The organism is Herminiimonas sp. CN (assembly GCF_000622895.1).
Taxonomy (GTDB): domain Bacteria; phylum Pseudomonadota; class Gammaproteobacteria; order Burkholderiales; family Burkholderiaceae_D; genus AVCC01.
Genome location: NZ_AVCC01000017.1, coordinates 36,278 through 48,719 on the forward strand (window position 1 = coordinate 36,278; position 12,442 = coordinate 48,719).

Sequence of the window (12,442 nt, forward strand, 5' to 3'; positions counted from 1 at the left end):
TCCGTCCCTTACCAGGTTTGGCGCGTATGGTCGCGGCGGGCATTGTAGGCCGCCAGCTGGGCCAGCAGCGCCGAAGCGACACGGGCCATCGGACCGTCGGCACGGCTGGTCAGGGCAATCGGTACCCGCGCGCCCAGCACCAGGCCGGCGCCGCTGGCTCCCGCCAGGTATTCCAGCTGCTTGGCCAGCATGTTGCCCGATTCCAGGTCGGGCACGGCCAGGATGTCGGCATCGCCAGCCACCGCCGATTGGATGTGTTTGACCTGCGCTGCATGGGCCGAAATGGCATTGTCGAAAGCCAGCGGGCCATCGAGTATGGCACCCGTGATCTGGCCCCGCTCGGCCATCTTGCATAGCGCGGCAGCATCCAGCGTGGACGGGATGTTGGGGCTCACGGTTTCCACCGCCGACAGGATGGCGACCTTGGGCGTCTGCACGCCCAGGATGCGGGCAAAGTCAATTGCGTTCTGGATGATGTCGACCTTTTCCTGCAGGCTGGGACGGATGTTGAGCGCGGCGTCGGTGATCAGCAGCGGTTTGCTGTACAGCGGCACGTCGAAGCGGAATACATGCGACATGCGGCGCCCGGTGCGCAGCGTCGGCTGTGCCAGCACCGCGTGAATTAATTCGTCGGTGTGCAGGCTGCCTTTCATCAGAATCTCGACCTCGCCCTTGGCGGCCATTTCGGCCGCCTTCTCCGCTGCCGCATGACTGTGCGGCACCGAGATGATTTCGGTGTTTTCCAGATCGATACCGGCTTCCCGGGCAAGGTGGCGAATGCGCACCTCGGGGCCGATCAGCACCGGCACGATCAGGCCGTGGCGGGCTGAGTCGATGGCGCCGCTGAGCGACTCGATATCGCACGGGTGTACCACCGCACAACGCACCGCAGGCATGCCGTCGCTCAGCGCCAGCAGTTCCTTGAAGCGGGCTTCCGGGTCGAACAACTGGATTAGCGGCGCATTGATGCGCGGCACGCGCACTTTTTCCGTGGGAGCCAGCACCTTGGCGGTGCCGTGCAGCACGCGGTCGCCCTTCTGGTTGACTACCTGACAATCCAGTTCGACCCGCTTTTTGGCATCGTCCTTGCTCGCCACGGTGGCCGTCACGGTGAGCGTGTCGCCGATCCGGACCGGTTTGGTGAAATGCAGGACTTGCTCCAGATAAATGGTGCCGGGGCCGGGAAACTGCGTGCCCAGCAAGGCTGAAATCAGCGCGCCGCCCCACATGCCGTGGGCAATCACGCCGTGAAACAAGGTGTCGTTGGCGTATTCGGCATTCATGTGCGCCGGGTTGACGTCGCCCGATACTGCGGCAAAGGCCTGGATGTCGGCCAGGGTCAGGGTGCGCAGCAGGCGTGCGCTTTGGCCCAGGGTGATTTCATCGTAGGTGACGTTTTCAATCAGGTCAGCGGTCAGGGTCGAATTCATGGCGGTTTTTTTACTCGGAAAAGGTGCGTGGAGGATATCGATCAGGCGACGGCGTGACAGCCGGCATCGACATAAATGGTCTGTCCGGTCATGCCAGACGAGGCATCGGCGCAGAGGAAGGTGCAGAGTTGGGCAATTTCTTCCAGGGACACCAGCCGGCCCAGCGGCGCCTTGCGCACGGCGCTTTCCATCAGATCATCGAACGACGCAATACCCGAAGAGGCACGGGTCAGGATCGGCCCGGGCGAGACCGCATGCACCCGGATCCGTTTCGGACCCAGTTCCGTAGCCATGTAGCGCACCAGCGACTCCAGCGCCGCTTTCACCGGGCCCATCAATCCATAGTGGGGGACGGCTTCATTGGCGCCGAGATAGGTCATGGTCAGCAGGCTGCCGCCTTCGGACATGTGCGGGGCGCAGAGCTTGGCCAGCGTGGCGAACGAATGGCACGACACCTCCATGGCGCGGGCAAAACCGGTGCTGGTGCTGTCGATCACCTGGCCGTGCAGGTCTTCCAGCGGCGCCCAGGCAATCGAGTGCACCACGAAATCCAGCCGGCCCAACCGGGCTACCGCGTATTCCACCAGTGCTTGCAGATCGCCCGGCTGCTCGACGTTGCAAGGCTTGAGATCGATGCCGGCCGCAGCGGTCAGCGGTTCGATGAAAGGCCGGGCCTTTTCGTTCAGGCACGAGGCCACCACTTCGGCTCCTTGCTGGCGCGCCAACTGGGCGCAGCCCCAGGCGATGCTGTGTTCGTTGGCCAGGCCCAGAACGAGCCCTTTTTTTCCGGCCAGGGTGAAGGATTGGGTATGGGTAGTCATGGGATCATTTCAAAAAATATCAGTGGATGCGGGTAAAGCAAGCCGCTTGGCAGGGGAGTGTCAGAATGCGTGATACATCCGATCCAGATCAACCCCATCGTCGCCGGGATTGAACCCTTTGCGCACCATGCGCTCTTCGGCCTCGATCAATATCTGGCGGGTAGCGGTAACACCGACCTGGCCGACATAGCGCGTCTCGACGCCGTAACGCAGCACCAGCAGGCCGCGCAGTTCTTCCAGTTTGTGGGCCTTGAGAAGGTCTGCGGTAACCTGGCGCTTGCGCGGTGCGCCGGGCGCTTGCTGCCGGCTCATCGCCTGGACTATCTCGCTATCGTTCTGAAGCGACACGTCGAGGGCAATTGCCAGGCGAACAATGCGGGCGTTGATCGCCTCGATGGACGAGCGCATGCGGTGCAGGCGCTGGACTTCCGGATCAGAACCGGGCGGCTGGCTAGTCTGCATAGCGCACCATCACGTAGTCGCCGGGGGCATCGCCCAGCACGCTGGCCGGATCGATGGTCGGGGGGGGCACAGGGGTGCCCGAGCGTTCATGCAGCCAGGCGTGCATGGCTTCCCACCACGAGCCTTCATGGATCGGAGCTTTGGCCGCCCATGCGTCGGGATCGATCCAGCCGGCACCTTTTTCGCTGCTGTCGATTTGGTAGCTGCGGTGAGGGTGCCCCGGCTCGGACACGATGCCCGCGTTGTGCCCGCCGGCCGCCAGAATGAACGTGACGTGGGTGTCGGTGAGCAAATGTATCTTGTAGACCGAATGCCAGGGTGAGACATGGTCGCGCACGGTGCCTACCACCAGCATCGGCGCCTTGATGTCTTTGAGAGCGACGCCGATGCCGGCAACGCGGTAATGGCCGGAGGCCAGTGCGTTGTTGAGGAACAGCGACGACAGGTATTCCGAGTGCATGCGTTCCGGCAGGCGCGTCAGATCGGCGTTCCAGCTCATCATGTCGTTGCCCACCTCGTCCTGGCCCAGCAGGTAACGGCGCGTGTTGCGGGACCAGACCAGATCGCGCGAATTCAGGAACTGGAACGAACCGGCCATTTGCCGGCCCGACAGGTAGCCGGTGCGCGCCATTGCCTCGCGCAGCGTCTTGAGCTGGTCGTCGTCGATGAACACGCCCAGTTCGCCGGGTTCGCTGAATTCGGTCTGTGCTGCCAGCAGCGTCACGCTGGCCAGTTCAGGCAGGTTGTCCAGGCTGGCTGCATCCTCGTGCCGGCGGCGGGTCGAGCGTGCCTTGCCGGCAGACTGCGACCTGGAGCGTTCCAGCGCTGCGGCCACGATCGACAGGAAAGTGCCGCCCAGACAGTAGCCCAAGGCATGAATGCGGGGAGCGCCGGTGTGCAATTTCACCGCAGCCATGGCTTCCATCACGCCCGTTTGCAGGTAGTCTTGCATGCCCAGATCGCGATCGGAAGCATCCGGGTTGCGCCACGAAATGATGAACGCCGTGTGTCCTTGGCCGACCAGATAGCGCACCATCGAATTGCTGGGCGATAAGTCCAGAATGTAGTACTTCATGATGCACGAAGGCACGATCAGCAGCGGCTCCGGATACACCGTTTCAGTGGTGGGGGTATATTGGATCAGCTCGATCAGGTGGTTGCGAAACACCACCTTGCCCGGAGTCACGGCCACGTCCTTGCCCACCGCGAAATCCAGCGGCCGGAGCGTGCCGGGGTCGGCTGCGGCACGGGAACTCTGATTCTCCATCAGATCCTTGGCATAGCTCTGACAGCCCTTGATCCAGCTCTGGCCCATCGATTCATGCCCCTTCTTGAGCACTTCGGGGTTGGTGACGGCCCAGTTGGATGGTGATAAAGCATCCAATCCCTGACGCGTGAAGAAATTCACCATGTGATGGTGGTGTTTGGATACGCCGTCCACCTTGGTGGATTCGCGCCACCAGGCATCGCTGGCCTTGAAGCTCTCCTTCATGACGCTGAAGGGCCACTGGCTCCAGCCCGGATCGCTGAAGCGATGGTCCTTGTCCTGCACCTGCTTGTCATCGGCATCGGTGGCGGGCTGGTGCTGCCATTGGCTGGTCAGGGCCTGTTGCGATAGCGCCATTGCATGCTGCGCCAACAGCATCTGCCGGCCAGGCGATGCGGCCAAGTGCAGGGCCCAGTCCGTATAGGCCAGAGCCAGTGAAATTGGCGACAAGCCGAGGCTGGTCTTGGCCATTTGCGTATGAAATGCTGCGTCGAGCGATTTGGCAAACTCGCGTTGCCGTTCGGATGGCAACATGGGTGAAATTTGATTGTCCATTAAGCCTTCTGTGCTCCCTACCTGAGTGAAAGTAACAATTTTCAGTGCGTTATCAGGCGTCAAGAGTGTTCCTGACGCCGGGCTCGGAACGGTATTTTCTGTAAACACTTTCGTAACGCGGTTCTCGGGACATCGGCTTGTACTTTTCAGGAAACTGATTGCCAGACGAAGCGTCCTGCCGATTGCCTTGCAAAATATCAATGTTTTATTAAAACAACATTGATATATATCATTATTGATAAAAAGCAATGAAATCTTGCTAAGATTTTGTGGGGTTGAGCGGAGATGGCCGCATGGTGTTTTTCAACATGCGGCAGGTTGCTTCTCTTGGAGGGAGCCGATGCCGTTGTTGGATCGGCAGACCAGAAGCCGGCAATCGCGTTGGCCGCAACAATCGGCAAAGCTTGCGGCTCCTTGGCAGCATTGAAGTAGCCCTGAATGAGGGCATTCGAGGCGGCAAGGGTTTGTCTGGCCCGGCGCGATCATGGGTTGCCGGCACCTTTGCGGTGCCGGCGTAATCCGGCCGCCGGGTCGTCCGGCTTAGAACTCTTCCCAGTCGCTGTCCGCATGCGACGCTGTTTTGGGCGAAGCAATTGCGTTTCGCTTGGCCGGTGCACTGGCCGGTCTGGCTGCTGCCGAACGCTTGGCGGGCAGTGCGGATGCTTGCAAGCTGCGCCTGGCCGGAGCCGCGGCTGGCATCCCGGCCAGTTTGAATACGCTGACCACCTGTGACAGATGGGTGGCCTGATCCTGTAGCGCTTCGGATGCCGCCGCAGCCTCCTCCACTAATGCGGCGTTTTGCTGCGTGACTTGATCCATTTGCGCCACCGCCTGGTTGACTTGCTCGATGCCCTGGCTTTGTTCCTGGCTGGCGCTGGTGATCTCGGACATGATGTCGGCCACTTTCTGGACGCTGGTGACAATGTCATCCATGGTGGCGCCCGCTTGTCCGACCAGCGTGCTGCCGGCATCCACCTTGCGCACCGAGTCGTCGATCAGAACCTTGATTTCCTTGGCGGCGCTGGCGCTGCGCTGCGCCAGGCTGCGCACTTCGGTCGCCACCACCGCAAAGCCGCGGCCCTGCTCGCCGGCACGGGCCGCTTCCACTGCCGCGTTCAGCGCCAGGATGTTGGTCTGGAACGCGATGCCGTCAATGACGCCGATGATGTCGGCGATCTTGCCGGACGAGACATTGATCGCGTCCATGGTGTCGACCACTTGCGCCACCACCGCCCCGCCCTTGATCGCCACCGCCGAAGCCGAGGCCACTAACTGGTTAGCCTGGCGCGCATTGCCGGCATTTTGCCGGACGGTCGAGGTCAGTTCCTCCATCGAGGCGGCGGTCTGTTCCAGCGTGCTGGCCTGCTGCTCGGTGCGCGAAGACAGATCGAGGTTGCCGGCCGAGATCTGGCCGGAGGCGGTGGCGATCGAGTCGGTGCCGGTGCGTACATTGCCGACAATGGCAGCCAGATGATCGCGCATGCTGCGCATCGCAAACAGCAGGCTGGACTGGTCGCCCGGGTGCAGCTTGACTTCCACTGCCAGATCGCCGGCAGAGATTTTTTCGACTATCGACGCTGCATATGCCGGCTCGCCGCCGAGCTGGCGCACCAGGCCGCGGGTGATGAGCAGATTGATGAAGGCCGCCAGCAAGCTGAATAATACGATGGCGCCGCTGAGCAGGATGCGGGTGTCGATCAGGCTTGCGGCGCGGGCGGTGAGGATCGCTTCCAGCTCCACCAGCGCGACTTCATTGAACTTGAACTGGGTATCGATGGCGCTGGTGAACTGGTCAAAGTAGTCGGAGGCGGAAAATTGCGGTTGCTCCGCCTTGATGATTTCGGTCTGCGCCAGCTGGATTGCCTGATTGGCGGTGGCGATCGCGGCCTGCCCGGGCGCGGCCAGTTTATCCTTGAGTTGCGGGTTGCGCGAAGTCGCGCTGTCGAGCGAATCGTTCAGACCCTGATAACGGTCGTTGGCCTTGTCTATCAGGGCGATGATTTTCATCCGGTCTTCCACCGCGGTGCTGTGCGCAGCCAGCAAGCTGGCGCCTTTGGCGCGGGTCTGGCCAAAAATTTCAGCCAGCATCGGCGCTTGCATCAGCGCGGCATCTATCAGGTAGTTGCTTTGCGCTTCGGGGTCGAAGCTGAGTCCGTAATGTTCCATCAGCAGCGCCTTGACCCGGAACAGCTGGACAATCATCGCGGTATGCGCGGCGAAGCTGTCCGGCGCGGTAATCGCGCCCTGCCCGACCTTGCCCTTGAGCGTACTCCAGGCATCCTTGGTTTGCAGCCAAGCGCTCGAAATCGCAGCAGCCTTGATGTTTTTTTGCAGCTCGGTATCAAGTGCGGCAAAGGCTTGATCGGTTTCTTCCACCTTGGCGGACCGCTTCGGCTGGGCCGCGGTATTGCCACTTAGAACCATTGCCGACAGGCCGCGATGCTGCTGCGTCAGTTGCAGCGTTTTCAAAACCAGGCGCAGCGGGGCCAGCCCCTGGGTTTCCAGTCGGGCGGCGCTGATGACCTTGCCGGATTCATTGATATACAGAATGAATGGTGCTGCTACCAGGATTACGCCGAATAGTGCCAGAACGGCAAATTTTTGCCATAGATGGAGGCGGTTTAAGAGCGCATTCATTATGTTGAAATTCTTTCGCAAAATGTGATGGGGATGAATTGCATGCTGCGATGCAAAATGTTTCGCCGAGACTATATCCTGTGACGCCGCTAAATAAAATGCTTTATGTTAAGCAAGATGGATATGCGCAGGTAAACCGACCCGCGGAGTCGGGCGCGGTGCGCTGCTACAATGGCCGGCCCCGTCGTCCATAATGTCTGCATTCCCATGTCCCACGGTCTGAATACTCCGCAACGCGACGCCGTCCACTATCTGGACGGCCCTTGTCTGGTGCTGGCCGGTGCCGGCTCCGGCAAGACTCGTGTGATCACGCAGAAAATCGCCCATCTGATCGAGGCATGCGGTTACGACGCCAAAAACGTCGCTGCGCTGACTTTTACCAACAAGGCCGCGCTGGAGATGCAGGAGCGCATCGCCAAACTGCTGCAGGAGCCGCGCCAGGCCAGGCAGTTGACGGTATCGACCTTCCACTCGCTGGGCGTGAAGATCCTGCGCCAGGAAGCCAAGTCGCTCGGGCTGAAAGACCGTTTTTCGATCATGGACAGCGACGACTGCTTCTCGCTGGTGCAGGATCTGGCGATCACTACCGACAAGCAGCTGATCCGCCGCATCCAGAGCGCGATGTCGCTGTGGAAAAACGGCCTGATCGAGCCCGACGCCGCACTGCATCAGGCCAGGGATGAAGACGAGGCGCAGGCTGCGCGCATCTATCGCAATTATGTGGCGACCCTGTCGGCTTACCAGGCGGTCGATTTCGACGACCTGATCCGGCTGCCGGTCGAGCTGTTCCGCAATGACGACGCGGTGCGCGACAAATGGCAGCGCCGGCTGCGCTACCTGCTGGTCGATGAATACCAGGACACCAATACCTGCCAGTACGAACTGGTCAAGCTGCTGGTGTCCGGGCCCGGCAAGAAGCCGATGTTTACCGCGGTGGGCGACGACGATCAGGCGATTTATGCGTGGCGCGGCGCCACCACCGAAAACCTGAAAACCCTGCAGGTCGATTTTCCCGACCTGAAGATCATCAAGCTGGAGCAGAATTACCGTTCCACCACCCGCATCCTGCAGGCGGCTAACGCGGTGATTTCCAACAACCCGAAGCTGTTCGAGAAGGAGCTCTGGTCCGAGCACGGCCTGGGCGAGCCGATCAAGGTGCTCGGCATGCAGGATGACGAGCAGGAGGCCGAGCAGATCGCCATCATGCTGTCGGCGCACCGTTTTGAGCGCCGCACCCAGTATTCCGATTACGCGATCCTGTACCGCGGCAACCATCAGGCGCGCGTGATCGAGCAGGCGCTGCGCAAGGAGCGCATTCCGTACACGATCTCCGGCGGCCAGAGCTTCTTCGACAAGGCCGAGATCAAGGATATCGTCAGCTACCTGCGGCTGGTCGCCAACCAGGACGACGATCCGGCCTTCATCCGCGCGGTCACCACGCCCAAGCGCGGGGTCGGCCAGTCGACGCTGGAAACCTTGGGGAAGGTCGCCGGCCAGTGGCAGTGCTCGCTGTTCGAAGCGGTGTTCAAGGGCGGCATCGAGGCCCAGCTGGCAGAGCGTCAGCTGCATCCGCTGCGCGCCTTCTGCACCTTCATCAACCAGCTTGAAGCGCACGCCCACCGCGAAGGCCATGCGGCCGGCCTGCTGGACGACATGATGAAAGAGATCAATTACGAAGGCTATCTGTACGACAACTTCGATGACCGCCAGGCCCAAGGCAAATGGCAGAACGTGATCGACTTCACCGCCTGGTTGAAGGAAAAGGGCAGCGGTGGCAAGGACGGCAGTGATGCGGAGAAAAGCCTGCTCGACCTGACCCAGATGGTGGCGCTGATGACGATGCTGGAAGGGCGCGACGAAGAACCGGACGCGGTGCGGATGTCGACCCTGCACGCATCGAAAGGGCTGGAATTCCCGCACGTGTTCCTGGTCGGCGTCGAGGAAGGCATCCTGCCGCACAAGGGCGACCCGGATGCGCCGGTAGAAACCCTGGGCGCCCGGATCGAAGAGGAGCGCCGCCTGATGTACGTCGGCATCACCCGCGCCCAGCGTACGCTGCAGATCACCTGGTGCAAGAAGCGCAAGCGCGCGCGCGAAAGCGTGCATTGCGACATTTCGCGCTTCATCAAGGAAATGAAGCTCGACGAAGGCGATGCGGCGCCGACCGAAGCAGAAATCATTACGCCGCAAGAGCGGCTGGCGCGCTTGAAGGGATTGCTGGCCAAGCCCAGGGCCGGCTAAAAAGACAGGCTGTGCTCAGTCAGGCGGCGCAGCGGCGAGGTTGGATGCGATGGCGCAAAGACCGGGCTGGATTGCAAAGAGCATCCCGGCACTTCCTGCGCTACGTCAATTCGATGGAGTATGACAATAAAAACATGTTTGCCGCACTATAATAAGGCGACAAAATTTATACCGGATGCAGTATAAATGCGCGATCCAGTCCGTCAGAGCGGCCGGTGCTGACGGTTTAGCTGGAAAATTCCCAATCCGCCCTATTTTGCAAGTGGCTTTCCTTTGCATCTTCGATCATCCTGCGATGCGCAATCCGTTTGCGCATCAGCTGGGTGTGCTGCTCTGCGGTCATCGGCGGCGCAGTCATCAATTCCTTTAACTGCGCAGTGCTGGTGTAATTGTTCTTAATGATACGGTCCACAACAATATCCTTCGCCATCAACAGTAAGTCGAAACCCTCAGCATCGATCCGGCAGCGTGTGCCGGACGATGCAATAGCGTTGCCGCGTTACAAAAGCCTTCTGGCGCATTTTCGCCTGGATAAATTTGCAACCATGCAAACTTGCAACGAGTCAACCGTTTGATACTAGCATAGCCGGATCATGCACGCCGTTTCTGTCGCAGATAAGTCTGATGCGGATCGATCCGGCTAAAAAAGATGGGTCTGAATCGGGATCGGGCGCGCTTCCCACTCTGCCAGATAGCCGGAAAACGGCAACGCATGGTGCGCCTGGCACCATGCGTTGAATTGCGCAAAGGAGGCAAAGCCTTCTGCCAGCGCGAAATCTTCCGCCGCCGCGGCCGACAGGTCGTGCCCATCCACCGCCATCAGGTCGCCCCACAGCAGTACCGGCCGGACTGCGCAGATGCGGCCTTGGGCGATCAGCACCCGGTCCTTCTTGCCGCTGCCGCAATACAGTTGCACCCGGCTGCCGGGCGATGGGATCAGGCCGCTGGCCGGCAGCGCCGCAACGATCCGGTTCTTGCGTCCGCTGGTGATTTCGGGCACCAATTCGGCAGGAAAATAATAGTCAAGCATTAACACTCCAAAGGCTTCATGCATCGGCTTTGCAAACAGCCGCAGCCGAATATGCGGCATTTTGGCGCGGGACGCAATCGATGTATCCTGTCCGGCCGGCCGGATGCCCAAATGCGCGTTCGCGCTGGGCCGGTCGCTGGGCCGGTGATGCATGCCAGTATAATTGCGCCCATCGATTAATTTATTGCGGGCGGCTATGCCGCCGCGCCCCATTCGCCCATGCTTGCCGACCAAAAACAACAGATTCTCGACCTTTTCAACGCGGCGCTGGCGCCTTTGCTGGCCGGCACCGAGGTGCCAGCGAATGTCACGCTGGAGCGTCCGCGCGACCCGGCGCATGGCGATGTCGCCTGCAATATCGCGATGCAGCTGTCACGCCAATTAAAGAAGAATCCGCGTGAGCTGGCGCAGGCGATCGTGGCCGCCTTGATGGCGCAAGCCGCCGACGGGAACTTGATCGCAGCGGCCGAGATCGCCGGCCCCGGCTTCATCAACCTGCGGCTGTCGGCCGCCGCGCGGCAGTCGGTGGTCAGGACCGTGCTGACCGAGGCCGCGCAGTACGGCAAGAGCACGCTCGGCGCCGGCCAGAAGGTGGTGGTCGAATTCGTCTCCGCCAATCCGACCGGCCCCTTGCACGTCGGCCACGGCCGCCAGGGCGCGCTGGGCGATGCGCTGGCGGCGCTACTCGATGCGCAGGGTTACGCTGTCACGCGCGAGTTCTATTACAACGATGCCGGGGTCCAGATCGGCAACCTGGCGCTGTCGGTGCAGGCCCGCGCGATGGGCCTGACGCCGCTCGACGACGCCTGGCCGGCAGCGGCCTACAACGGCGATTACATCGACGACATCGCCCAGGATTTCCTGGCCGGCAAGACCGTGGCCGCCAGCGACGGCGCGCCGGTGACCGCCAGCGGCGTGGTCGACGACATCGACTCGATCCGCCAGTTTGCGGTCACTTACTTGCGCCGCGAGCAAGACCTGGACTTGCTGGCCTTCGGCGTCAAGTTCGATAATTACTATCTGGAATCGTCGCTGTACAGCGACAGCAAGGTCACCGCCACCGTCGAGACGCTGGTGCAAGCCGGCAAGACCTACGAGCAGGATGGCGCGCTGTGGCTGCGCACCACCGACTACGGCGACGACAAGGACCGCGTGATGAAAAAGTCCGACGGCACCTATACCTACTTCGTGCCGGACGTCGCCTACCACATCACCAAGTGGCAGCGCGGCTACGCCAAGGCGATCAATATCCAGGGCTCCGACCACCACGGCACCATCGCCCGCGTGCGCGCCGGCCTGCAGGCGGTCGACATGGGCATCCCGCAGGGTTATCCGGATTACGTGCTGCACAAGATGGTGACCGTGATGAAGAACGGCGAAGAGGTGAAAATCTCCAAGCGCGCCGGCTCCTATGTCACGGTGCGCGACCTGATCGAATGGTCGGCCGGCGAGAACAACGCCGGCGACCTGACGCGCGGGCGCGACGCAGTGCGCTTCTTCCTGATCTCACGCAAGGCCGATACCGAATTCGTGTTCGATGTCGATGTCGCGCTGGCGCAATCGGATGAAAATCCGGTGTATTACGTGCAGTACGCGCATGCGCGGATCTGCCGCATGCTGGAGCTGTGGGGCGGCGACACGGCCACCCTGGCAGCAGTCGACCTGGTGCCGCTGACGGCCCCGCGCGAAGCGGCGCTGCTGGCCAAGCTGGCCGAATATCCGGACGCGCTGCAGCATGCGCTGGAAGAACTGGGCCCGCACCAGGTGGCGTTTTACCTGCGCGATCTGGCGGGCGAATTGCATAGCTACTACAATGCGGAACGGGTGCTGGTCGATGATGCGGCACTGAAGATGGCGCGGCTGGCACTGGTGTGCGCCACCCGGCAAGTTTTGCAGAACGGCCTGGCGCTGATCGGCGTCTCGGCTCCAGAGAAGATGTAATCGGAAAAAGCATGGCAACTCATCAAAAACAGAGCAGCACTGCACACGCCAGTGCAGG

At 61.3% G+C, this 12,442-nt stretch carries 9 protein-coding genes; 2 read left to right on the top strand and 7 right to left on the bottom strand.

Annotated features, from left to right (window positions below):
* Positions 1-8: 8 nt before the first annotated feature.
* From HMCN_RS0105905 to HMCN_RS20030, 5 genes are all read right to left on the bottom strand, one after another.
* Complete coding sequence (locus HMCN_RS0105905; RefSeq protein WP_025916510.1) at positions 9-1,430, bottom strand: bifunctional enoyl-CoA hydratase/phosphate acetyltransferase; 1,422 nt, start codon at positions 1,428-1,430, stop codon at positions 9-11.
* A 41-nt stretch (positions 1,431-1,471) separates the two neighbouring features.
* Positions 1,472-2,251: an enoyl-ACP reductase FabI gene (gene fabI, locus HMCN_RS0105910; protein ID WP_025916511.1), complete on the bottom strand. Its 780-nt coding sequence runs from the start codon at positions 2,249-2,251 to the stop codon at positions 1,472-1,474.
* A 60-nt stretch (positions 2,252-2,311) separates the two neighbouring features.
* Positions 2,312-2,713 (bottom strand): hypothetical protein, encoded by a 402-nt coding sequence (locus HMCN_RS0105915; RefSeq protein ID WP_025916512.1) that lies wholly within the window; start codon positions 2,711-2,713, stop codon positions 2,312-2,314.
* Entirely contained in the window at positions 2,703-4,514 is a 1,812-nt protein-coding gene (locus tag HMCN_RS0105920) for an alpha/beta hydrolase (protein ID WP_155837425.1), read from the bottom strand. The genes HMCN_RS0105915 and HMCN_RS0105920 overlap by 11 nt, the downstream gene beginning before the upstream one ends.
* Before the next feature lie 561 nt (positions 4,515-5,075).
* Entirely contained in the window at positions 5,076-7,172 is a 2,097-nt protein-coding gene (locus tag HMCN_RS20030; RefSeq protein ID WP_025916514.1) for a methyl-accepting chemotaxis protein, read from the bottom strand.
* A 207-nt stretch (positions 7,173-7,379) separates the two neighbouring features.
* On the opposite strand from HMCN_RS20030, the gene HMCN_RS0105930 reads away from it, so the two are divergent.
* Entirely contained in the window at positions 7,380-9,413 is a 2,034-nt protein-coding gene (locus HMCN_RS0105930) for a UvrD-helicase domain-containing protein (RefSeq protein WP_025916515.1), read from the top strand.
* A 226-nt stretch (positions 9,414-9,639) separates the two neighbouring features.
* On the opposite strand, the gene HMCN_RS17365 is transcribed toward HMCN_RS0105930, so the two are convergent.
* Both HMCN_RS17365 and HMCN_RS19165 read right to left on the bottom strand, forming a co-directional pair.
* Positions 9,640-9,825, bottom strand: a complete 186-nt coding sequence (locus HMCN_RS17365; protein WP_155837427.1) for a hypothetical protein — start codon at positions 9,823-9,825, stop codon at positions 9,640-9,642.
* Between the two features lie 228 nt (positions 9,826-10,053).
* Entirely contained in the window at positions 10,054-10,443 is a 390-nt protein-coding gene (locus tag HMCN_RS19165) for a hypothetical protein (RefSeq protein ID WP_155837429.1), read from the bottom strand.
* Between the two features lie 219 nt (positions 10,444-10,662).
* Between HMCN_RS19165 and argS the strand changes: the two genes are divergently transcribed.
* Positions 10,663-12,384, top strand: a complete 1,722-nt coding sequence (argS, locus tag HMCN_RS0105945) for an arginine--tRNA ligase (RefSeq protein ID WP_025916517.1) — start codon at positions 10,663-10,665, stop codon at positions 12,382-12,384.
* Positions 12,385-12,442 lie beyond the last annotated feature (58 nt).

Coding starts and splice junctions, on each gene's coding strand:
- HMCN_RS20030 (WP_025916514.1), bottom strand. CDS start 7,172: ATGAATGCGCTCTTAAACCGCCTCCATCTATGGCAAAAATTTGCCGTT.
- fabI (WP_025916511.1), bottom strand. CDS start 2,251: ATGACTACCCATACCCAATCCTTCACCCTGGCCGGAAAAAAAGGGCTC.
- HMCN_RS0105915 (WP_025916512.1), bottom strand. CDS start 2,713: ATGCAGACTAGCCAGCCGCCCGGTTCTGATCCGGAAGTCCAGCGCCTG.
- HMCN_RS0105930 (WP_025916515.1), top strand. CDS start 7,380: ATGTCCCACGGTCTGAATACTCCGCAACGCGACGCCGTCCACTATCTG.
- HMCN_RS19165 (WP_155837429.1), bottom strand. CDS start 10,443: ATGCTTGACTATTATTTTCCTGCCGAATTGGTGCCCGAAATCACCAGC.
- argS (WP_025916517.1), top strand. CDS start 10,663: ATGCTTGCCGACCAAAAACAACAGATTCTCGACCTTTTCAACGCGGCG.
- HMCN_RS0105905 (WP_025916510.1), bottom strand. CDS start 1,430: ATGAATTCGACCCTGACCGCTGACCTGATTGAAAACGTCACCTACGAT.
- HMCN_RS0105920 (WP_155837425.1), bottom strand. CDS start 4,514: ATGTTGCCATCCGAACGGCAACGCGAGTTTGCCAAATCGCTCGACGCA.